General features: G+C 37.8%; 19 protein-coding genes. 10 read left to right on the top strand and 9 right to left on the bottom strand.

Going from position 1 to position 22,378, the window contains the following annotated elements; genetic code table 11:
* The first annotated feature begins 8 nt into the window (after positions 1 to 8).
* The 4 genes from QZ574_RS11240 (at position 9) to QZ574_RS11225 (ending at position 4,667) form a co-directional block, all read left to right on the top strand.
* Entirely contained in the window at positions 9 to 1,343 is a 1,335-nt protein-coding gene (locus QZ574_RS11240) for a sodium:solute symporter family protein (RefSeq protein ID WP_297089584.1), read from the top strand.
* Positions 1,344 to 1,521: 178 nt separating this feature from the next.
* On the top strand, positions 1,522 to 2,943 hold the full coding sequence (locus QZ574_RS11235) for an ATP-binding protein (protein ID WP_297089583.1): 1,422 nt from the start codon (positions 1,522 to 1,524) through the stop codon (positions 2,941 to 2,943).
* 133 nt (positions 2,944 to 3,076) lie between these two features.
* Complete coding sequence (locus tag QZ574_RS11230) at positions 3,077 to 3,493, top strand: response regulator (RefSeq protein WP_297089582.1); 417 nt, start codon at positions 3,077 to 3,079, stop codon at positions 3,491 to 3,493.
* Positions 3,486 to 4,667 carry a hybrid sensor histidine kinase/response regulator gene (locus QZ574_RS11225; RefSeq protein WP_297089581.1) on the top strand — a complete coding sequence of 394 codons (1,182 nt, stop codon included), beginning with the start codon at positions 3,486 to 3,488 and terminating at the stop codon, positions 4,665 to 4,667. The genes QZ574_RS11230 and QZ574_RS11225 overlap by 8 nt, the downstream gene beginning before the upstream one ends.
* Here QZ574_RS11225 and QZ574_RS11220 read toward each other — a convergent pair.
* The 5 genes from QZ574_RS11220 to QZ574_RS11200 are packed head-to-tail and all read right to left on the bottom strand — an operon-like array spanning position 4,664 to position 10,933.
* Entirely contained in the window at positions 4,664 to 6,445 is a 1,782-nt protein-coding gene (locus QZ574_RS11220; RefSeq protein WP_297089580.1) for an aminopeptidase P family protein, read from the bottom strand. The two genes, QZ574_RS11225 and QZ574_RS11220, sit on opposite strands and share 4 nt — an antisense overlap.
* A gap of 10 nt (positions 6,446 to 6,455) precedes the next feature.
* Positions 6,456 to 7,001, bottom strand: coding sequence for an NUDIX domain-containing protein (locus tag QZ574_RS11215; RefSeq protein WP_297089579.1), 546 nt, complete (start codon positions 6,999 to 7,001; stop codon positions 6,456 to 6,458).
* Entirely contained in the window at positions 7,001 to 7,903 is a 903-nt protein-coding gene (locus QZ574_RS11210; RefSeq protein WP_297089578.1) for an alpha/beta hydrolase, read from the bottom strand. Before QZ574_RS11210 ends, QZ574_RS11215 begins: the two co-directional genes overlap by 1 nt.
* A gap of 16 nt (positions 7,904 to 7,919) precedes the next feature.
* A complete protein-coding gene (locus QZ574_RS11205; RefSeq protein ID WP_297089577.1) occupies positions 7,920 to 8,453 on the bottom strand; it encodes a hypothetical protein in 534 nt (177 codons plus the stop codon).
* 59 nt (positions 8,454 to 8,512) lie between these two features.
* A complete protein-coding gene (locus QZ574_RS11200) occupies positions 8,513 to 10,933 on the bottom strand; it encodes a LysM peptidoglycan-binding domain-containing protein (protein WP_297089576.1) in 2,421 nt (806 codons plus the stop codon).
* 214 nt (positions 10,934 to 11,147) lie between these two features.
* Between QZ574_RS11200 and guaA the strand changes: the two genes are divergently transcribed.
* The 5 genes from guaA to QZ574_RS11175 all read left to right on the top strand — a co-directional run bounded on the left by guaA (position 11,148) and on the right by QZ574_RS11175 (position 17,219).
* Positions 11,148 to 12,677, top strand: coding sequence for a glutamine-hydrolyzing GMP synthase (gene guaA, locus QZ574_RS11195; RefSeq protein WP_297089575.1), 1,530 nt, complete (start codon positions 11,148 to 11,150; stop codon positions 12,675 to 12,677).
* 77 nt (positions 12,678 to 12,754) lie between these two features.
* Positions 12,755 to 14,380, top strand: coding sequence for a S41 family peptidase (locus tag QZ574_RS11190; RefSeq protein ID WP_297089574.1), 1,626 nt, complete (start codon positions 12,755 to 12,757; stop codon positions 14,378 to 14,380).
* 5 nt (positions 14,381 to 14,385) lie between these two features.
* On the top strand, positions 14,386 to 14,967 hold the full coding sequence (gene pnuC, locus QZ574_RS11185) for a nicotinamide riboside transporter PnuC (RefSeq protein ID WP_297089573.1): 582 nt from the start codon (positions 14,386 to 14,388) through the stop codon (positions 14,965 to 14,967).
* Positions 14,968 to 15,138: 171 nt separating this feature from the next.
* Positions 15,139 to 16,065 carry a serine acetyltransferase gene (locus tag QZ574_RS11180; RefSeq protein ID WP_297089572.1) on the top strand — a complete coding sequence of 309 codons (927 nt, stop codon included), beginning with the start codon at positions 15,139 to 15,141 and terminating at the stop codon, positions 16,063 to 16,065.
* A gap of 17 nt (positions 16,066 to 16,082) precedes the next feature.
* On the top strand, positions 16,083 to 17,219 hold the full coding sequence (locus tag QZ574_RS11175) for a class I SAM-dependent RNA methyltransferase (protein WP_297089571.1): 1,137 nt from the start codon (positions 16,083 to 16,085) through the stop codon (positions 17,217 to 17,219).
* Positions 17,220 to 17,292: 73 nt separating this feature from the next.
* On the opposite strand, the gene QZ574_RS11170 is transcribed toward QZ574_RS11175, so the two are convergent.
* From QZ574_RS11170 to QZ574_RS11160, 3 genes are read right to left on the bottom strand one after another with little or no spacing between them, the layout of a single operon-like run.
* Positions 17,293 to 17,430 (bottom strand): hypothetical protein, encoded by a 138-nt coding sequence (locus QZ574_RS11170; RefSeq protein WP_297089570.1) that lies wholly within the window; start codon positions 17,428 to 17,430, stop codon positions 17,293 to 17,295.
* 16 nt (positions 17,431 to 17,446) lie between these two features.
* Positions 17,447 to 17,587, bottom strand: a complete 141-nt coding sequence (locus tag QZ574_RS11165) for a hypothetical protein (protein WP_297089569.1) — start codon at positions 17,585 to 17,587, stop codon at positions 17,447 to 17,449.
* Positions 17,588 to 17,618: 31 nt separating this feature from the next.
* Positions 17,619 to 17,768: a hypothetical protein gene (locus QZ574_RS11160; RefSeq protein WP_297089568.1), complete on the bottom strand. Its 150-nt coding sequence runs from the start codon at positions 17,766 to 17,768 to the stop codon at positions 17,619 to 17,621.
* Positions 17,769 to 17,861: 93 nt separating this feature from the next.
* Here QZ574_RS11160 and QZ574_RS11155 point away from each other — a divergent pair, with 93 nt between their 5' ends.
* Positions 17,862 to 20,795, top strand: coding sequence for a CHAT domain-containing tetratricopeptide repeat protein (locus QZ574_RS11155; protein WP_297089567.1), 2,934 nt, complete (start codon positions 17,862 to 17,864; stop codon positions 20,793 to 20,795).
* Between the two features lie 48 nt (positions 20,796 to 20,843).
* Here QZ574_RS11155 and QZ574_RS11150 read toward each other — a convergent pair whose 3' ends face one another.
* Positions 20,844 to 22,352, bottom strand: a complete 1,509-nt coding sequence (locus tag QZ574_RS11150) for a tetratricopeptide repeat protein (RefSeq protein WP_297089566.1) — start codon at positions 22,350 to 22,352, stop codon at positions 20,844 to 20,846.
* Between the last annotated feature and the right edge of the window lie 26 nt (positions 22,353 to 22,378).

The raw sequence follows: 22,378 nt of genomic DNA, 5'->3' as shown, positions 1-22,378 counted from the left end.
CATTAGCTATGCAAAAAGAAATAACCATACTTCTGTACTTTTTGTTTATTATTGGGATAGGTATTTATTCCGCTTTCAGCATAAAAAAACCATCGGATTATTATGTTGCCGGTAAAAACGCAAATTTTTGGCAGGTAGCTGGCAGTTTACTGGCAACCATATTGGGTGGGTCGGCAATTATTGGCACAATTGAATTAAGTCAGAATACAGGTTGGCCGGCACTTTGGTTTTTGTTTTCTGCCGCTATTGGCTTATTTGTTCTTGCTCCGGTATCAAAATATGTACGCCGTTACGGAAAATACACATTACCCGAATTGCTGGGTAATTTTTTTGGTAAAAAAGCTGAACGTTTTGCAACCCTGATTATTCCTTTAGCCTGGCTGGGCATTGTGGCTGCACAGATTATTGCTGCGGCAAAAATCTTGCAAAGTTTAGATTTTATATCTTATGAAATGGCTGCCATAGTTGCCACGATTGTTTTCATTATTTACACCTTGCTTGGCGGACAGTTAAGTATTCTGAAAACCGATAGCCTACAAGCCCTTTTAATTATTTCGGGTCTGGCAGCGCTGGTGCTTTTTTCTTTAAAATCAAGTCAGACCATTAATTATGAGCCACTTCAGATTGGTTCACTTTTTAATGCTTCGTTTTCAATTGTTGATTTACTGGTTTTATTGCTCACCTATTCGGTAACTTTTGTGGTTGGTCCGGATATCTATTCCCGGCTATTCTGTGCAAAAAAAGAAAAAACAGCCACAACAGCCATCGTTGTGGTAGCTTTTTTACTTATTCCAATATCTTTTGCCCTAACCTACCTTGGTGTATATTCGGGTAGCAGCAACGAAGGGATTGTTTCCTTTGCACAACATTTACTTCCGGAATGGGCCTACGGTTTATTTATTGCGGCTTTATTATCTGCCGTAATGTCATCAGCCGATACTACCCTGCTAACGTCATCGATGATTTTAAGTGAACTATTTATTGGCGATCTGGATCATTCCAAATCACTACCACTTACCAGGTGGCTGGTAATTGCAATAGGCCTGGGCAGCCTTATTATCGCATTATTTATCACCTCGGTTATTCAGGCGCTTTTAATGGCGCTGGCTTTTTTTTCGGGAGCCTTTGTTGTTCCTATGCTATTTGGCTTATTAGGGGTAAAGGTGAACAGAAACAACATAATTAAGGCAATGGCAATTGGCGGGGTTACAGCTCTTTTGGGTAAAACAGTTACGCTTATTGACTATTCCTCCATTGGAAACTTAATTATAATATCGGCGTACTTTATTAATTGCACATTTCTATTAATTGGAAAAAATAATAGTCTCAAAACAAAGTCTTAGGTTATCTGAAGTTTTTAATCCCTCATTTTTTTTCATTATTTAAATGATTATAAAAAAAATACCCTCTAAATTTTTATTTTTGAACATTTGAAGCTTAAAACTTTACAAACTATAAAAATGCGTCTGTTAAAAGGCTATCTCATAGGTAACCCAACGCTTGCATTAGATCAAACTTAATATGAAGGACGGAAAAAAATACAAACAGCTGATTGAAAGTCTGGGCAACGAATATTTCTTTTATTCACACAATCTTGCTGGTGAATATCTATATATAAGCCCATCAGTTGAAAAAGTTCTTGGTTATGATGTTGAAGAGGCCAAGAAGGGTTTGGTAAGACATATGACTGAGAGCAAACTGAATAAAGAAACCATTGAGGTTTTAAAGAAAAGTGCAACGGGCGAAAAGCAGAAAACATTTCAGTTTGAGTTGTATGCCAAAAACGGAAAAATTAAGGTTATTGAAATAACAGAATCACCCTTGTACAATGATAATGGTGAACTAATCTCAATTGAAGGGGTTGCGCACGATATAACCAGAAGAAAAGAGCGTGAAAAAACCATACAAAAGCAAAACGAAATGCTGAAACAGCAAACCGAGGCTTTGGAAGCAACTATTGCCGATTTAAAACGCACCCAATCGCAACTGGTACAATCAGAAAAAATGCGTGCTCTCGGAAACCTGATTGCCGGTGTCGCCCACGAAATTAACACCCCAATCGGAGCCATTAACGCATCTGTCGACAACATCTCCCGATCGCTTGATGCTTCGATGGAAAATTTATTCGTTCTCTTCACACGTCTGTCGGAGCAAGAACTGTTGGTTTTTCTCCGGATAATGAAGATGATTGACCAGAAGAAACCTTCGCTTACTTCAAAAGAAAAACGTTTTTACAAAAAACAAATCAAACAAAAGCTGGAGCAAGCCGGACATACAGATATATTTAACCTAACCGATTATTTGCTTTATCTTAATTTGTACGAACAGGTTGATGATGTAATTGCCCTGCTCACTATTAAAAACCCGGGATTTGTATTAAAATCGATAAAAGATATTTACTCCGTACGTAAAAACTCGGAGAACATTAAACTGGCGGTTGACAAGGCTGCAAAAGTAGTGTTTGCCCTAAAACGATTTACCCATAAAGATCAGGGATTGGCAAAAGAAAAAACCAATCTTATCGAGAATATTGAAATGGTATTAACACTACATCATAACCGCATAAAACAGGGCATTGAGGTAGTTCAGGAGTACGATGAAATACCATTTATTAGCTGTTATCCCGACGAGTTGGTGCAGGTGTGGACGAACCTTGTTTCCAATGCCATTCAAGCAATGAATAACCAGGGCACCCTTTCAATTGGAATAAAAAACCTGGGAGAACGAGTTCAGGTAAGCATAGGCGATACAGGTTGTGGTATTCCCAAAGAACATCACGAGAAGATTTTTGAGCCATTCTTTACAACAAAGAAAGCTGGAGAAGGTACCGGTATTGGACTCGACCTGGTTTTAAAAATTATTGAAAAACATCAGGCTAACCTCGATTTTACAAGCGAACCTGAAAAAGGGACAACATTTATTGTTACATTGCCCGTTAATTAAAACCAAATTTTTTTTGTACGAATCGTACATTGAGAAATATAAAAAAACAGAGGAGAAGTATTGCAAAGTAGTTGTATAAAAAAGATGCCCTTACAAAGCCAGCATTTGCCTTTAACGAAATAATTATTAGTACATGAAAAAGAAAGCGATAGTTTGTGTTGACGATGAAAGTATAATTCTGGACAGCCTTGGCGAACAGATAAAAAATATGTTTGGCAACGAATACCTTTATGAATCGGCGGAAAATGCGGCCGAAGGACTGGAGGTTATTGAAGAGCTTGCAGAAGAAGATATTGATGTGCTTGTGATTGTTTCTGACTGGTTAATGCCAGGACAAAAAGGCGACGAATTTCTTATTGATGTTCATAAAAAATTTCCAAAAATAGTAAAGGTTATGTTAACGGGACAGGCCGACGAATCGGCTGTTAACAATGCCATTAACAATGCCGATTTACATGCCTATCTAACCAAGCCCTGGTCGGCACAGGATTTAGAAAAAGTGATAAAAACGGGCTTAGTAAAAATTGAAAAATACGGATCAGATGAATAAGCAAACCATAATTTGCGTTGATGATGAAGAAATAATTCTTGACGCTATTCAGGAACAGCTTCAGGCATCGTTTGGAGAGGAGTATAATATTGAAACATCAGACAGTGGAGAGGATGCATTAGAGTTTTTTAAAGAATTACTTGATGAAGGCCAACAGGTACCTGTTGTTATCTCGGATTACATTATGCCCGGAATGAAAGGAGATGAGTTGCTTAAGGAGATTCATAAACTTTCGCCCGACTCGTTAAAAATATTACTTACGGGACAGGCCAGTATCGAAGGAATTAGTAATGCCATAAATAATGCTCAACTTTATCGTTTTATCTCTAAACCATGGGACAAAAATGATTTGGTTTTAACGGTAAAGGAAGCCGTTAAAAGTTTTTTCCAGGAAGTAAAAATCCGAAAACAAAATAAGGAATTGCTTGAACTGAATGCTTCGTTGGAAGAACAAGTGATTGAGCGAACCGAAGAACTGCGAAAAGCTAATGCTGCAAAAGATAAATTCTTTTCGATAATTGCCCACGACCTAAAAAGTCCGTTCAATGCGTTACTTGGACTATCAGAGGCCATGCTCGAAAACTGGGATATCTTTCCGGATGAAGACAAACTGGATTTTGTAATGGACATCAACAAAGCCTCGAAAAACACCTACACATTATTGCAAAATTTGTTGGAATGGTCGCGCTCGCAAACCGGCAAGGTGGTTGTTGAGCCATCGGAAATTAACCCCAAAAATATTGTTCAAAACAACATCGACGTTTTAAAACAACACGCTGATTCTAAAGAAATAAAAATCGTAAACAAAGTGGATGACTCCGTAAGATGTTATGCCGATGAAAACATGATATCAACAGTGTTCAGAAACTTAATTTCAAACGCCATAAAATTTACAAATATTAATGGCAACATTACCGTTACCAGCAGCATCAACCACCAATTAATAAGCTTTTGTATATCGGATGATGGTATTGGAATGGATGAAAAAACCAAAAACGAACTGTTTAACCTAAGTAGCAAAACCCAACGGTTTGGCACCTCGCATGAAAGCGGAACGGGTTTGGGGTTGCACCTTTGCAAAGAGTTTGTTGAGAAAAACGGTGGTACAATTTCGGTAACAAGCAAAGAAAATGAGGGCAGTACTTTTTGTTTTACACTGCCTTTATCGAATTAAATTTGCTGGGTAAGATCGTCTAAGAACTCGTGATATTCTTTTGCCAAACAGGGCTTTAATTTTTGGTTTACCATTTGGTGGTACTTATTAAGCCATTGTGTCTCTTCAAATGAGAGAAGGTCTGTTTTTATCAATTCCAAGTCGATCGGACACAGCGTTAAGGTTTCAAAACCAAGAAATTTGCCGTATTGAGTTTCTTCCATTTCTTTGCAAACAATCATATTCTCTGTCCGAATTCCGTATTGCCCTTTGCGATAAAACGCGGGTTCGTTCGACAAAACGTGTCCGGGCTCAATCATATTCTCATTGTATTCCTGACGAATGGCCATTGGTCCTTCATGCACATTTAAAAAATGGCCAACCCCATGCCCGGTTCCATGGCCGTAATTCATGCCGTTTTGCCATAAAGGCTGACGTGCCAGAATATCTAAATGACACCCTTTAGTACCGTACGGGAATTTAGCCATCGATAAAGCCACCATTCCTTTTAACACCAGCGTATAATCTATTCGTTGCTGTTCCGATATCCGTCCCAGGGCAACTGTTCTGGTAATATCGGTCGTTCCATCAAAATACTGCCCTCCCGAATCGAACAACAAAATACCATCGGCCTTAACAGGCAAAGCATTGTTGGGGTTAACGCTTAAATGCACAATTGCCCCATGTTCTTTGTACCCTACTATTGGAGGAAAACTCTCCCCCATAAATCCTTCTTGTTTTGCCCGGCATTCTTTTAACTTCTCACCAATAGTAAATTCTGAAACAGCGGATTTACCTACTGTTTGTTTTAACCAGAATAAAAACTCCACCAAAGCAACACCATCTTTTAACATCGCTGTTCTAAAACCTTCAAGTTCCACCGGATTCTTTTTGGCTTTTAGTAACGATACAATAGATGTTCCTTCTACAATTTCATTCTTTAACCTGATATTTGAAAAAGCAGCAAAGTTAGCTGTGTTGGTATCAAGGTATATTTTCTGACCTTTTAGTTCTGATAAAAAGTCATAAAACTTTTCATAATCCAGAATTTCAACACCATCGTTATGCAAACTGTCAAGTGTTTTATCGTTGAGTTTATTTTTATTTACAAACAAATAACTCTTGTTTTTACCCACCAAGGCATAGGCACAAAACACCGGGTTATACAAAATATCAGATCCACGCAGATTATACTGCCAGGCCAGTTCATCAAGCATCGTAATCAGGTGATAGTTGGCACCAGCCTTAGTTGTTGCAGTAATTAACTGCTCTTGTTTTTCTTTTCTTGATAAACCGGTATATTTTAGCTCGAATTCAAAAACCTCATTAGCCGGAAAATCTGGCCTGTTCTGCCATATTTGTTCAAACAGATCACCTGTAGCTACTAAAGCAATATTTCCCTTTTTTAAGACATTTTCAAACTGTCTAAATCCTTCGGTAGATATCGTTTGTGTGTCAACCCCTACCCTGCTTTCTGCCGGTAATTTCTCCAGAATCCATTGTTCCGGCAGTACCGCTTCCGGAACACGAAGTTTCTGCATAACAATACCTGTTCCTTCTAATTGTTCCTCAGCCTGAAGGAAATAGCGGGAATCGGTCCACAAAGCAGCATCTTTTTGCGTAACAACCAACACACCGTACGAGCCGGTAAAACCCGAAATAAACTGACGTGTTTGCCAGCGAATCGGTAAATATTCGCTTGAATGCGGATCAGTTCCTGAAATATACCAGGCATCGATCCCCGATTTTTGCATTACAGCACGCAGCGCCGCCAGTCGTTTCCTTATTTCTGATTTCATTAGTTTGATGTTATTTAGTTTTTGTGCGCTTTAAGTTCTTAAAATAAAGTTGAACAAAATTTTTAATTGATGGTGCCGGAATATCCTTATAATCCAGTTCGTCTTCAGCATAAAACTTATAATCCAGAATATCATCCATGGGCTTTAATCCTTCGGTAAAATAATCGTTTACTACAAAAGCCATATCCAGCGTAAAAACTGAAAAATCGGAAAACACATACTCGTTTGGTGCCGAAGTCAAATATTGAAGCGATTTCACGTCTAATGCCAACTCCTCTTTCAACTCTCGTTTAACTGCCTGCTCTGCTGTTTCCATAGGGTCGATAAAACCACCGGGCAGGTCAAGTTTCCCATAATTTGGCTCAACACCGCGCGTAACCAGCATCAATTTTCCGGCCGTATCGGTTACCAAAGCAGCTACTGCCGCCGACGAGTTTATAAAAAAATGGAAACCACAAGCACCGCATTTTAACGATCTTTCTCCTGATGGTGTAAAATTGGTGCTGCCACATTTTAAACAATGCTTAATTACTTTTAAGGGGTGTGTTGCCTGCATTAATCTATAATTTTTTGTGCTTGTAACCAGGTGCAAAATAACTCGGGCCATTGGGCTGCCGGCAAGCCTGTTTCACGAATTCCAAAACCATGACCACCTTCAGCAAAAATGTGCATTTCTGCAGGTACATTATACTTTTTAAGCTGGGTGTAAAAAGCAATAGAATTTTGCGGCACAACAGCCTTATCGTCGTCGGCCAGTACCAAAAAAGCAGGTGGTGTTTCTGCTCCCACATTTAATTCGTTCGAGTATTTTCGAACTAATTCTTTATCGTGTCCTTTTCCAATAAGGTTTTCACGCGAGCCAATGTGACTATATTTTTCATTCATAGTAATAACCGGGTACAGTAGCAACATAAAATCAGGTCTGCAACTCTGCCGGGCTACCGGATCTGTGCTGGTCTGGTCGCCATAATCAAAAACAGTTCCTGCTGTAGATGCCAGATGCCCTCCGGCCGATGATCCGGCTATTCCAATTTTATCCGAATCAATTCCCCATTCTTCAGCATTGGCCCGTACCATGCGAATTGCCTGTCGGGCATCGCTACCCGGCACCTCGTGGTGTCCATACGGGAGGCGGTATTTCAAGACAATTCCGGCAATCCCCTTCTTTTGCAGAAACCGGGCGATATCGTATCCCTCATGATCCATTGCTTCAATTCTATAACCCCCTCCAGGGCAAATAACAACCGCGGCACCAGTGTTATTTTCAGCTTCAGGCAAAAACACATACATCTGAGCCTCCGAGACATTACGTACCCGCACTCCGTCGTACTTTTCTTCCGGTTCTGTCATCCCGTTATCATTAGGCGCACCGTTTGGCCATACCTTCAGTACTTTATCCTGGGCCATTGTTATTGAAGAAAAGATAGTTGCAAGAATTAAAAAAATAATCAATTTCATAAGTTGGAAGTATTTGTTATTTGCTTTTTGCTCCTACAAAATAATGTTCTTTATCAGAAAATAACACATTAAAAGTGGTTAACGAACCATAAGCCCTGGTAATGTATTGTTGGATATTTACTTTTTCTTCATCGCTTAGCGATTTGCTGCTGTTTATATTTTGCTCGAGAACACGAAGCCTGTCACGCAACATTACGATCTTATGAAAAAAAGTTTCAATCGGAATTTCTTTTGGTTTTAGCTCCTGGTTGGCCGGCTGTAAAAGCATGGTTCCACCACTCCATTTCTCGCCAAGCGGAACAAGCTCATTCAATACCGCGTGTTTATCGAGCACATAGCTTATAACTTTCTCCAATTCTTTTATCGACAAGGATGATTTTGCTCCCGATTCATTGGTTTCCAAAACCGTTAAATCAGTATTTCGTTTTGTTATTTCCATTTTACCGCCTCTTTCAAAAAAAATCTCGTAGGCAGTTAAATTATCTCTGCTAACAATTCCTTCTCCGTAACGCGGATGTTCAACGCGTGTTCCAATAGTCAATTCTTCCATTTTAGTTCAATTTGATCTGTTCAATAAAAAGTTTCAAAAAAAAAAATTCAGGCTTAATTTTATTTAACCGAAGCTGCCACTAACCGAGGTTGCCCTTTTACACGTTTTCGCAACACTTCATAATCGTTGGTGTACGAAATTACCGATACACCTTCGTTCATGTAGCCGCCAAATTGTGTAAGTTTTTCAAAATGATAGTTTCCCTGCATCTGATAGGTGTGCATATAAGGTAAACAATCGGCAAAGTCGGCTCCATAAGAAATTAATGCAGACACAAAATACATGGTTACATCAAAGCCCTGAAAACCAAAATTATCGGGTTCGGTTCCAAAAAACTGTTTATATTTTTTGATAAAACCAATGGTATTTTTATTGCTGTAGTCGGTATAATACGGTGCAATGTACTTCAATTTCAGGTTATGAAAGTGTTCGATTTGTATACTGGAATAATTGGGAAAACGACTGGTTCCTATTAAGGTAATTGAGTAGTCGTCGGCAAGATTATTCACGTTTGAAATAGCAACGCTAAGTTCGCCTTCGTTTGACGAAGGAATAAACACTACATTTTCTTTTTGTTTCGACATAATTCGGCGTAAGCCAAAAGTACCTTCATTTTTAAAATCGTAAATCGTAAAATTTACACCTTCTGTGCTGCTAAGCAGGCCTGAATTAAAGAATTTCTCTTTTAACAACTCTACCAAGTTGCCGTCGGGTGTTCCGCTGTAATCAGAGGTTTTTACAATAATAAAATTGCTGTTGTGATGCTCTTCAGCAACCATTTCGGCTGTTTGTCGCATTAAGTAATCGCGCGAAGGATTAACCTGAAAATAATTTGCATTAGCTTCTGTAAGATGCGTTTGTGAAGCCAGTGGCGAAACAAAAGGTATTCTGTTTTTAGCAGCATAAGCAGCAATCTCGTTTTGTACATTCGGAAAAATTGGTCCAATTATTAAATCCGTAAGTAAGAATTCTTCGCTCTGAAAAAACTGTCGAATAGAATCGGCATTACGTTGCGTATCATACACATTTAGGGTAAGCGTAAAACCTGCATTTTGCAATGAATCGATAGCCAGTAAAGCGCCTTCATAAAACTGTACAAAGTTTTCACTTCCTCCATAAAATTGCTTAAAAAGTTCCTTTCTCTCTTCAAGTTCAATTGTAGTATCAAGAGCTATTTCGGCTTCCTCATTGGTAAAAAGAGCTGTTGTATCAATAACAAGATCTTCGCGATTTAAAGTATCGTTTGCCTCGTAAAAAAAAGGTAAAAACAAGGCAACAGTGTAGTTTCGGTCTTGATTATGGAGCGTAAAATCTGGCCGGCACGATTCAGGAATCTCAACCGGAACCTCAACCGCGTAAATTTCAGCCATTAGCTGCGCCGAATCAATTTCAACATTGGTTGTTGGCTCCAGTTCCAAAAAGTCATCCAGTTTTTTAGGTATCAAAATTGTTTCGCCATAAACCAGGTTTCGCCTATCCAGTACAGGGTTATACTTTATAAGCTCAGGAATTTCAATACTGTATTGTTTGGACAGGCCATAAAGTGTTTCGCCTTTTTGTACCAGATGTTGATCGAATGCGGCAGAATTTACCGGCATTGCATGAGGCTCGTTAACTGCGGGAACGGGTATTTTTATTACAGCACCTGCCGGAAAACCGGTTTTTAAAATCGGGTTAATAGCTTTCAGTTCTTCTTCTGATACATTGTATTTACGTGTGGTTCCCCACATGGTCTCCCCCGATTCAATAATGTGTTCAATATAATTTTTAGAACTGCTTTTATGGATTGGCTGTGGCCCACCACCTTCATCTTCCGGTGCAATTGGCTTAATTTTCAATGTCATTCCTGCTTTTAACTCCTGGGCTTCAGGATTTAGTGCAAGTAACTCATCGGTTGTGGTATTGTATTTTTTGGCAAGCGAGAACAGCGTTTCGCCAGAAACTACCTGATGTGTTGTAAAATTTTTATTCTCCAGTTGATTTTCAATGTTTGATTCGAATGCATTTTCTGATGCTACAGTTGTGTTCCAGTAAGGGATATTTAATTTGGTTCTCTTTTTAAACTTTCTAACTGTAGGATTGTATGCATAGAGTTCTTCCACCGTTATGCCGTACTTTTTTGCAATAAAATATGCAGTTTCTTTTTTTGATTCTATCCTATGGGTTGTAAAGCCATCAGGGTCTCCTTTTTGTATCGTATCAGAAGCATCAATCTGCGTTATTTGTGCATACGGTATTTTCAAAACCTCAGCAATAGATAAACCTGATTTTATTGATGGATTATGTTGTTCGAGTATTGATTGCGAGATACCATATTTTTTGCTTATCGAATAAATAGTTTCTCCGGTTCGCACATGATGCATTAGGTACTTTTCCCCCTGGATTACTACAATCTCATTTTCAACAAAATTTTGCCCATTCACTTGTTCATTAAAAACCATTAGAAAAAATGCACAACAAAGTAGCAAAAGACTTCTCATTAGATCAAGAATTTTAAAATTCGCTCAAATTTAGCAAATCTATTACAACACCTAAATCCTAACGAACACTTTCAGTATTAATTTTACAGTTTTCTCAAACACCAGCTGATGTTTTGTGTTCTCTTGTTAACAAGCGCTTTAAATTCATGCGCAATTCAAGCAATTTTGGTACGATATTCTTACTTTTGTCTTTTCAATAATAAATAAATTTTTCATGCAGGAAAAAATATTAATCCTAGATTTTGGTTCTCAGTACACTCAACTGATTGGCCGTAAGGTTCGTGAGTTAAATGTATATTGCGAAATTCACCCCTACAATCATTACCCGGAAATTGATGACAGTGTAAAAGGCGTTATTCTTTCAGGAAGCCCGTACTCTGTTCGCGATGAAGATGCACCGCGTCCCGACCTGTCGAAAATAAAAGGTAAACTACCGGTATTGGGCGTTTGTTACGGTGCGCAGTATCTTGCTCATTTTTTTGGAGGCGAGGTAGCACCATCAAACACGCGCGAGTATGGAAGAGCCAATCTTGGGTTTATCGACCATGACAGCATTCTGTTTCAAAATATTAGTTTGCACACCCAGGTTTGGATGTCGCACGGCGATACCATTGTTAAACTACCTAAAAACTATAAAGTTATTGCATCAACCGAAGATGTTAACTACGCAGCTTACAAGGTTGACAATGAAAAAACATGGGCTATTCAGTTTCACCCGGAAGTGTACCACACCACAGAGGGGAAACAACTGCTTGAAAACTTTGTAACAACCATTTGCGGATGCGAACAAAACTGGACTCCCGATTCATTTGTTGAAACAACTGTACAAGAACTTAAAGCACAGCTCGGCAATGATAAGGTTGTACTAGGACTGTCGGGTGGTGTTGACTCGTCGGTTGCCGGGGTATTGTTAAACAGGGCCATTGGTAAAAACCTCACCTGCATTTTTGTTGATAATGGTCTGCTTCGGAAAAATGAATTTGAAGATGTGCTCCATTCCTACGAAAATATGGGATTGAATGTAATTGGTGTTGATGCTCGAAAAAAGTTTTGGGATGACCTGGAAGGCATAACCGATCCGGAACAGAAACGTAAAATTATTGGAAGAAACTTTATCGAGGTTTTTGACGAAGAAGCGCACAAAATCAAAGATGTAAAATGGTTGGCGCAAGGAACCATTTACCCTGATGTTATCGAGTCAGTATCGGTTAATGGCCCATCAGCAACAATTAAATCGCATCACAACGTTGGAGGTCTTCCCGAAAAAATGAACCTAAAAGTTGTTGAACCGCTAAAACTGCTTTTTAAAGATGAAGTTAGAAGAGTTGGCGGTGCGCTAAACATAAAAAAAGAACTTTTAGGCCGTCACCCATTCCCGGGGCCCGGTCTGGGAATCCGAATTTTAGGGGATGTAACGCCTGAAAAAGTGAGAATTCTGCAAGAAGCTGACGCCATATTTATAAACGGACTAAAAAACTGGGGGCTATACGACGATGTTTGGCAAGCAGGTGTAATGCTGCTTCCGGTGCAATCGGTTGGCGTAATGGGCGACGAACGCACTTACGAAAATACCGTTGCATTGCGTGCAGTAACTTCTACCGACGGGATGACGGCTGACTGGGTTCACCTTCCCTATGATTTCCTGGCTAAAATGTCGAATGAAATTATAAATAAAGTACGTGGCATAAACAGGGTTGTGTACGACATCAGCTCTAAACCGCCTGCAACAATCGAGTGGGAATAGTTGTTGCAAATTGTAACGATTGTAATTTTGGCAGACTTATTGCTAAAATTCATCGTTGTAAAAGAAAGAAAAAAAATATGACCATTACAAAATTTAAACATCTTAAGAATATTGGAATAAATATATTGTTGGCATTTTTGTTGGTTTTTCCCTTTGCCACCATGGCACAAAAAGAAGTGCAGGAAAACCAGGTAAAATTTGCACGTCTACTTCGTTTGGTAGATGGTTATTATGTGGATTCAGCCGATGTAAATGACCTCACAGAGAAAGCCATTGTTCACCTGTTGCAAGAACTTGACCCACACTCAACATATATTTCAAAAGAGGAAGTTGACAAAATGAATGAGCCATTAAAGGGCAATTTCGAGGGTATCGGTATCTCATTCAATATTTATAAAGATACTTTGCTTGTTACCACAACAATCTCTGGCGGACCATCAGAAAAAGTTGGGTTACGGGCCGGCGACCGAATCATAGAAGTAGATGAAAAAAATATCGCAGGGATTGGTCTTAAAAATTCAGATGTTTTTGAATTACTTCGAGGGGATAAGGGAACTAAAGTCGACCTTAAGATAGCACGAAGGGGAAGCGAAACTCCCTTAGACTTTTCCATTATCAGAGATAAAATTCCAATTTTTAGCCTTGATGCATCATACATGCTTGATGAAACAACAGGTTACATAAAATTGAATAAGTTCTCGGCAACTACAACGGAAGAGTTCTTAACTGCAATGACCGATTTAAATCGGCAAGGAATAAAAAACCTTGTTCTCGATTTACGTGGCAATGGTGGCGGTTACCTTAAATCGGCAATTGAACTTTCCGATCAGTTCCTGCAAAATGAACAGCTGATCGTCTACACCGATGGAACCAACGACCCTAAACGCGAATATAAAGCTACGGCTAAAGGCTCTTTCGAAAGTGGAAATTTAGTTGTATTGGTTAACGAAGGTTCAGCCTCTGCCAGCGAAATTGTATCTGGAGCTGTTCAGGATTGGGACCGGGGAGTAATTATTGGCAGACGTTCGTTTGGCAAAGGATTGGTTCAAAAACCATTCTTCCTCAACGATGGTTCAATGGTACGTCTGACCACTGCACATTACTACACTCCAAGCGGAAGATGTATACAGAAACCTTACGACGAAGGCATCAGCGAATACCGAAAAGACTATTCGAACCGTTTGAGTAACGGGGAGATGTTCAGTGCAGACAGTATCGATTTTGACGATAGCTTAAAACACAAAACACTTGTTAACGGACGAGCTGTATATGGTGGCGGAGGGGTGATGCCCGATATTTTTATTCCTATTGATACTTCGTCGCACTACGCTTATGTAAATAAACTCAGAAGGAAGCAGGTAACCTATAATTTTGTGTTAGATTATGTGGATGAACATCGTGAAGAATTGCATAAAAAATATCCCGATTTTGAGTCGTTCAATCATAAATTTAAGATTTCAGACAGCAACATTGAACAGGTTGTTGCCAAAGGTATTGAAGAAGGCATTGAACGAGACGATGAGAGCCTGGCTTTTCTGCAAAACGATATAAAACGTGAATTAAAAGCATTAATAGCTCGCGACGTATTCTCAAGGAATGACATGTATAAAATTTTATACCAGGAAGATGATGCAATTTTAAAGGCTCTTGAGGTTATTGAAAATCAAGACAAATACACAAACCTACTTGTTACAACTGATTAGCATTTATGACTAATATAATTGTGGAGTGGCTCTTGGATAATAAAATTGAATTACTGGGAGCCATTCTTGGTTTATCCTACATTTATTTTTCAATTAAGCAGCATATTTTAACATGGCCAACCGGCTTGTTAACTTCATTACTATACGTTATTGTTTTTTATAATTCAAAACTTTATGCCGACATGGGCCTGCAAGCCTACTATGTGGTAATTAGTATATACGGATGGTATTTTTGGGTAAAAGGGAAAAAACAAAACGAAAAAAAGGTAGCAGTAAAATCTACACGAAAAATTCTTTGGATAAAACTCCTGGTAGTTTCCATTATTTTATATGCCATTCTATATTATGTTTTATGTAAGTATACCAATTCCGATGTTCCACACATGGATTCGATGACCACCGCCTTAAGTCTTGTAGCCACCTGGATGCTCGCAAGAAAATATTTGGAGCACTGGCTGATATGGATATTTGTTGATGCATTTTCAGTAGGCTTGTACCTATACAAAGGATTGTGGGCAACCGTATTTCTATTTATTGTTTACACCGTAATGGCAGTGCTGGGCTACCTAGAATGGAAAAAAGATTAAAAAAATAAACAAAAGGATCCCAAATTAGCTTTTGAATAAAAGCGTTTACCTAATATTCAAACTGGTTGGTTTTCATTAATACATTAAAAACATCAACAACACACTTGTTTTATACGTTAAAGTATCAAATCTTAGCTGAATGTAATTAGTTTTGTAATTTAAATTGATGTGATGACAAATAATCTTGTTGAACAAAAAATTATAGAAACCATAGCGCGACTGAGCAATCCGGAATCATACAAGCTGGTTTGCCACAAACACATGCAGGGTGAGCCTTTACCTTCAAATAAAAATCTCACACGAGTTATTGAATTGGTTCGCGAGATATTATTTCCCGGGTACTTTGGAAGCACAACCCTTAAAAGTTCTATAACACCGCACTATATGGGCGTTTATGTTGATGAGCTGCTGGAACTGCTTACCGGCGAAATACTGGCTGGCTTGTGTTTCGAATGCACCGATGAATCATCAAATAAAATTGAAAAACATAAAGAGGGAGCCCAGGAAAAGGCCGTTTCTTTTATCGAATTTCTTCCGGAAATCAGGCGCCAACTGGTAACTGATGTTGAAGCTACCTTTTTAAACGATCCGGCAGCAAAAAATTTTGGTGAAGTTATTTTTAGTTATCCGGGAATAAGAGCAATTACAAATTACAGAATTGCGCATAAACTTCTCGAGCTTGATGTACCATTAATCCCCAGGTTTATAACCGAGATGGCTCACAGCGAAACGGGAATTGATATTCACCCACGAGCTCAAATCGGGGAAAGTTTCACAATCGACCATGGAACCGGCGTGGTAATTGGATCGACATGCATTATTGGAAAAAATGTAAAAATATATCAGGGTGTTACACTTGGGGCAAAAAGCTTTCCCTTAGACAAAGATGGTAATCCTATAAAAGGAATTCCGCGCCACCCCATTCTTGAAGATAATGTGGTAATTTATGCCGGTGCCACCATCTTAGGAAGAATTACAATTGGAGAAAATTCAATAATAGGAGGTAACGTTTGGGTTACAAATACGCTTCCAGCCAACTCCAAGGTTGTTCAAAAGCGACCAAAAGACGTTCCGTTTACAGATGGAGCAGGAATTTAACTACAAAAAAATAGTACTTGAAAGAATATAGCCTAATAGCAAAAACTTTTGCTGGTCTCGAAGATGTCCTGGCAAAAGAGGTAAAACGCATTGGTGGAAAAAATGTCCGCAGAGGTAAAAGAGCCGTTTTTTACAATGGCGATTTGGAATTGATTTATAAGTCAAATTATAAATTAAGAACAGCCCTTCGAATTTTAAAAGAAATAGAACATTTTAAATTTCATAATGTAGACCAGTTTTATTTGCGCTGCAAACGCATAAAATGGCAAAACTATTTTAATGTAGATCAGAATTTTGTCATTAATAGTGTAGTTGTAAATTCACGTGATTTCAGAAATTCGATGTTTGCATCGTTAAAAGTAAAAGATGCTATTGCTGATTACTTTAGAGAAAATTTTGGCAAACGTCCTAATGTTGACACTCAAAATCCTGACATTATCATTAATGTTCATATTTTTCAGGATAGCTGCACCTTATCAATTGATAGTTCAGGGGAATCACTACACAAGCGAGGTTACCGTGTAAAACAAGGCGATGCCCCGCTAAACGAAGTCCTTGCTGCAGGCATGATATATATAAGCGGATGGATGGGGAACTCAGATTTTATGGATCCGATGTGTGGATCGGGTACACTACCCATAGAAGCAGCAATGATTGCACAAAATATACCTGCTGCCAAGTTCAGAAAAGATTTTGCTTTCCAGCTTTGGAATGACTTTGATCCGGTATTGTGGGAAAAAGTTGTTGAGCCTGTTGAGAAAAGAGAATTCAGGTATCAGATTTATGCATCAGATTTATCAGGAAGCAACTTATTAAATGCTCAGACCAACGCCCGACGTGCACTGGTATTTAATAAAATTAAGTTTCAATGTAGCGATTTTAGAGATCTAAATCTAAAATTAAACAACGCAACAATTTTAACCAATCCACCATACGGCGAACGATTAAAAGATAATGATCTGGAAGGATTGTATGCAATGATTGGCGAACGCCTGAAACATCAATTTACAGGTAACGATGCCTGGGTATTGAGCTCCTCTATTTCGGGATTAAAACAAGTTGGATTAAAGGCCTCATCTAAATACGACCTTTTTAACGGGGCTTTAAAATGTAAATTGAATAACTATAAACTGTTTGAAGGAAAGCGTAAATAGAAAATAAAAAAGGGTTAAAACCGTCCTTGTTTTAACCCTCTGTACTAACAACTCAATTGGTTCTGTATATAGGCTATTCTTCTTCAAAATCGAAAATATCTTTATCTCTTGATTTTGGAGGTTCAACTCCCCCACGTAATTCGTTTAATTCTGTTTGAGTAAGAACCTCAAAATTTAATTTCTCTATATTATTTTCAGTTATAGCTATCATGTCTAATATTGTTTTCTTATTCTTCTTCAAAATCGAAAATATCTTTATCTCTTGATTTTGGTGGTTTCACGCCACCACGAATGTCATTCAATACATCTTCAGATAATATCTCAAAATCTTTAACGCTTTCTGCAAAAATATCAGCTATAACTTTCATAACTTAAAATCTAAACTAGTAAATACTCGGATTACTCTTCTTCAAAATCGAATATATCTTTATCTCTTGATTTTGGAGGTTCCACTCCACCACGAATATTGTTCATAGCTTCTTCATTTATTACTTCAAAACCACAAACTTCGAAAGTATTTTCTGTTGATTGAAACTGTCCCTTTTTCATCGTATAATAAATTAATTCGTTAAACTTTTAAACACACATTCACTAATATATTCTGATAAGTACAAAAAGGTAACCCCCCTTTTTTGAAAAAAATTGAAAAAAATTCTATTTTGGTCGTATAATTCACAAGATCAAATGAAAATCCTAAAGAGTTTTAAGCTCATTTTATTTCTAATTATCCTACCCAACATGCTATTTAGCCAGGAGCTAAACAAAGACTCTTTGAATTTGACTGCCAACAACTTACGACAAAAAGGAGTACTCTATACGCGAGAAGGCAACCATACAGCAGCCCTGGAGGCATTTCAACAATACCTGGCATATAGAAAAAAAATTTATGGAAATGAAGATTATTACCTTGCTACAGCATATTCTGCTATTGGAATTAGTTATAAAAACCTTGGTGAAAATGAAAAAGCATTAGAATATTATTTGCAGGCTGAGAAAAATATCTTTTTGCGCAATCCTTTAAATTATGGTCTGCTGGGAGGACTCTATATTAACATAGGGAATGTTTATAGAGCAAAACTTGACTACAATAATGCTTTAAAATATATAAATCAAGCACTAAATATATACAAATCCCAAACGCCTATTAACAAGGGAAATCTAGTAGATGCCTATTATGCGATCGCTGAAATATATTACTCAACCGAAAATTTTGAAAAGGTTATATCTATTGCTGAGGAAAGCTATTCGATAGCTGATACAATCAATCAAATATATTTTGACAACATTGTTGCAGGAAGTTATTTTTCTCTTGAAAATAATGAGAACGCAAATAGTTATTACAATCATGCCATTTCTCTATCCAAACAATTTTACGGTTCGAGTTTAGATTTAGCTAATGCCTATTTGGATTATGCAAAGTTTCTATCTCAAACAAATCGTTTTGTTCAGGCATTGGAAAATTTAAATGAAGCATTTCAGATATTTGCGGTTCTTGAGAAAAGTTCAGGTATTGAACTTTCGACTTATTACGAATATGAAGGAGATCTATACAGGAACAGGACAATAAAGACCCAGAGAATTGCAAATTTCAAAAATGAGAAGAAACAAAATCTACTTAAGGCTATTGATTCTTACAAAAAGGGATTAGAAGCATTGGAAGTTAGTCAAACCACACCTGAAACGTCTGAAATAAATTTTGAACAAACAATTTCTTTAATGGACTGCATCGGTTTAATAAAGGCAATTGGTGACGTTTACCTGGAAATTGCAATTCTTGACAGCGAACAAAAAGGCCAGGAGTTTAGCAGTAATTTGACTTATGCCCTAAGCTGTTATAACAATACCGGTAACCTGATTCAAAAAGCAAGAAAGGAGTTATCAAGTGATGAAAGTAAAATTCAGCTGGTTGGGTTACAATATCAAACTATTAGTAAAATTATTGAAACAGCATACCTCGCTTATAATCATTCGGGCAACCCAAACTTTTTAAATATTGCTTTCAACAATTCGGAACAATTGAAAAGTAGTGCCGTTTTTGATAAAATCGCCAATGATTTAGCACAGGAGAACAGTCTGATACCAGATAGCTTATTAGAATTAGAGCGAACGCTAAACAATACAATTTCCAACTATACGGAATTGCAATACAAAGAATCTTCTTCTGACGAACCTGATAGCACCTTGCTTTCAGAATATAAAAACCGCATGTTTAATGCATCCAGGCAAAGAGATGAATTAAATCGGTTTATGGAAGAAAACTACCCGGATTACTACGAGCTAAAATATTCCAATACCTTGCCAGAATTACACCTTATTCAAAAGCAACTTGATAAGAAACATGCCTTAGTAGAATATGTACTTATTGATCCGGTAGAGATGGAAGCTAAATTGAATGATAAAACAGATAGTTTACCTTCACTTTACACCTTTGTTATTACAAATAATGAAGTGCTTTTTAACAAGAGCAAGCTCAACAAATTAGAAACAGATGCCCTTGACGTGACTTTTAAATTTATGTCATCAACCGATTATATGTTCACTCAAAACGAAGATACCAGGAACTTCTGTACTTCATCGAATCGGTTGTATAAATTGCTTATAAAACCATTTGAATTGATGCTTAAGGATAAAAACATTACAATAATTCCCGATGGAAAATTAAATTACATTGCTTTTGACGGTTTATTAAAAACCCTACCCGATACCAGCAGTACAATACGCTTTAATGAACTGGACTATTTTCTGATGCATGCCAACATCAACTATGCCAACTCAGTGAATATTTACTTAAAAAATCAGTCAGATAAACCAAAGTTCAGGAATCATGCATTGGCATTTGCACCTGAATATGCATCTGAAGAGTTTGAGATGACTGGAAAACGTTACCAACTGTCGCCAATACCGGGTGTGATAAAAGAAGTTTCAGCCATTTCAAAATCAGTAAAAACCACTATTTATTCTAAAAGTGAAGCTACCGAGGAAAATTTTCGCAAAGAGTGCGGCAAATATGATATTTTACATTTAGCGATGCACGCCTACATAAATGATTCTCTTCCTGCATACTCCCGCCTGGCGTTTAGTCAGAAAGCCGATTCAGCCAAATTAACAAACGATGGTTGGCTAAACACTGCAGACATTTACAACCTGAATTTGAATGCAGGAATGACTGTATTAAGTGCCTGTAATACAGGAACTGGAAAACTTCAGCATGGAGAAGGGCTTATGAGTTTGGCTCGAGGATTTTTATATGCTGGCTGTCCTTCGATAGTAATGTCGTTATGGGAAGTTGAAGACGAAGCCGGTACTCAAATAATGACCTCTTTTTATAAATATTTGAGGGGTGGAAAACCAAAAGATGAAGCATTGCGTCTTGCAAAAATAAATTACCTCGAGAATTCAAATTCACGGCTTGCGCACCCGCATTATTGGATGAGTTTCAAATGTATAGGAGATAACTCTCCCGTTTATACCAGTTATGATATTTATTTCTTTGTCATTCTGGTGGTTCTCATTATTGCTTTTTCAATTGATCAAGGAGTTAGGATAAAAAAAGCCCGTCGTAACCGACAGGCTTAATGAATGTGTATGTAATTTCGAATTAATCTATTGGACAATCATTTTCGACTATTTAAAAGAATACTTGAGTTTTCTTAGAATCGCTTTGGCATCATTTTCAAAATGGCCTTTACGTTCAATTACAGCCAATAACTCGTTCCTGGCTTCCTGCTTGTTATCCATTTTAAGATAGCACAATGCCTTGTACCATTCTGCTTCTTCAATAAAAAGGTTATTACCGTGCTCAATAACTTGTTCATAAGCATTTACAGCTTTGGTAAATTCATCGAGATTCTGATAACTTAATCCTTTATAAAATTGTGTAACAAACTGTTCATCCGCTGCTATTGTTGCTTCATCAAGCAGATTAACCACCTCCTGGAATTGCTCATTCTGGTAATACAGTTTTGCCTGCTGAATAATGTCAACACTGTTACTCACCGAACGTTCGGAAGCCCATGTTGTTGAAACAAAGTACTTATCATATGTATTTTCAGCGGTATTCGTATTCATTCGCATTGCCCCAAGCAAGCCAACAACAACTAAAACAACTGCTACACTGCTTCGCCAAAAGCGGGTCGATCCAATTTCAACACGAGGCATAAATATAGATTTTACCTCTTTCTTCTCTGATTGAGCCCGTGCGTTACTCAATTTCTGGCGCAGGTTCATTATATCCGTTTCCGAGGCAGCTGAATTAATACTTTCGCGTAGCGCTACCTCCGCCATTAGGTCAGTGTTTTCTTTCAGCTCTGCGTTAAATTCTTCTAACAACAGCTCATCTTCAAGCATTCCGTCGATAAAGTCTTCGATTGTTTGTTCACTAACATTCCACGAAGTTTCTGACTGCATAATATTTTTAAGCTCGTCTCTTAGCTCAATGACGTCTGATTCCGCAAAAGCCGTTTCAACATCTCGATGTAGATTTACCTCCGAATGTAAATATTCGTTTTGCGTAAGTTCTTCTTCAAACTCAGCTAGTATTTCATCACCCATTTCACCATTAAGGTAGTCATCAATATGCTCAACCGAATACTGTGGTTCAACAGATTTAGCCACTTGTTGCAAGGTGTCGCGCAAATTTAAAATGTCTGTTTCTAAAACAGCTTCTTCCAAACCGTCCAAACCGTCCATATCAAAGCCATTTAAATCTTCTTCAATCATGGCATGCTGATCAGAACCGTTTTGCTCTTTGTAGTAATGATGTATGTTTTCGTTGCTACTTCGTTCATGCTGATATACATGAACTTTTGGGAGTGATTCGAAACTTTCGATAAGTTCTTCGGGTGTTAACTCGGCAGTGGCTTCTTCAAACTCGCTAAAATCATTTAACAACTCGAATGAGCCATCAATTTTGCCATTTTGTGTACTCTCTGTTTGAATTTCCTCGAGTTTTCCTTTAAGATCAAGAACATCCATCTCCAACACGGCTGACTGAATATTCTTGTGAAGCTCTACTTCATCTCTTAATTCCTGGTTAAACTCTAATTCATTTTCAAATTCTTCTCTTTCTTGGTTGTTTAATAAATCTAAACAGTAATCTTCAATGCGTCCAAATAATTCTGCTTTAGGTGTCATCTTCAAGTATTTTTTTAAATTCTGTA

Origin of the sequence: uncultured Draconibacterium sp., from assembly GCF_913063105.1 — a bacterium.
Lineage (GTDB): Bacteria > Bacteroidota > Bacteroidia > Bacteroidales > Prolixibacteraceae > Draconibacterium.
The sequence above is the reverse complement of the archived record's forward strand: the minus strand, read 5'-3'. Positions and strand labels throughout refer to the sequence as shown.

Bases quoted from the DNA above. Each gene is read 5' to 3' on its own strand.
- QZ574_RS11190 (WP_297089574.1), top strand. From the start codon at position 12,755: ATGACCATTACAAAATTTAAACATCTTAAGAATATTGGAATAAATATA.
- QZ574_RS11160 (WP_297089568.1), bottom strand. From the start codon at position 17,768: ATGAAAAAGGGACAGTTTCAATCAACAGAAAATACTTTCGAAGTTTGT.
- QZ574_RS11200 (WP_297089576.1), bottom strand. From the start codon at position 10,933: ATGAGAAGTCTTTTGCTACTTTGTTGTGCATTTTTTCTAATGGTTTTT.
- QZ574_RS11170 (WP_297089570.1), bottom strand. From the start codon at position 17,430: ATGATAGCTATAACTGAAAATAATATAGAGAAATTAAATTTTGAGGTT.
- QZ574_RS11230 (WP_297089582.1), top strand. From the start codon at position 3,077: ATGAAAAAGAAAGCGATAGTTTGTGTTGACGATGAAAGTATAATTCTG.
- QZ574_RS11180 (WP_297089572.1), top strand. From the start codon at position 15,139: ATGACAAATAATCTTGTTGAACAAAAAATTATAGAAACCATAGCGCGA.
- guaA (WP_297089575.1), top strand. From the start codon at position 11,148: ATGCAGGAAAAAATATTAATCCTAGATTTTGGTTCTCAGTACACTCAA.
- QZ574_RS11205 (WP_297089577.1), bottom strand. From the start codon at position 8,453: ATGGAAGAATTGACTATTGGAACACGCGTTGAACATCCGCGTTACGGA.
- QZ574_RS11150 (WP_297089566.1), bottom strand. From the start codon at position 22,352: ATGACACCTAAAGCAGAATTATTTGGACGCATTGAAGATTACTGTTTA.
- QZ574_RS11235 (WP_297089583.1), top strand. From the start codon at position 1,522: ATGAAGGACGGAAAAAAATACAAACAGCTGATTGAAAGTCTGGGCAAC.
- QZ574_RS11210 (WP_297089578.1), bottom strand. From the start codon at position 7,903: ATGAAATTGATTATTTTTTTAATTCTTGCAACTATCTTTTCTTCAATA.
- QZ574_RS11240 (WP_297089584.1), top strand. From the start codon at position 9: ATGCAAAAAGAAATAACCATACTTCTGTACTTTTTGTTTATTATTGGG.
- QZ574_RS11215 (WP_297089579.1), bottom strand. From the start codon at position 7,001: ATGCAGGCAACACACCCCTTAAAAGTAATTAAGCATTGTTTAAAATGT.
- QZ574_RS11220 (WP_297089580.1), bottom strand. From the start codon at position 6,445: ATGAAATCAGAAATAAGGAAACGACTGGCGGCGCTGCGTGCTGTAATG.
- QZ574_RS11225 (WP_297089581.1), top strand. From the start codon at position 3,486: ATGAATAAGCAAACCATAATTTGCGTTGATGATGAAGAAATAATTCTT.
- pnuC (WP_297089573.1), top strand. From the start codon at position 14,386: ATGACTAATATAATTGTGGAGTGGCTCTTGGATAATAAAATTGAATTA.
- QZ574_RS11165 (WP_297089569.1), bottom strand. From the start codon at position 17,587: ATGAAAGTTATAGCTGATATTTTTGCAGAAAGCGTTAAAGATTTTGAG.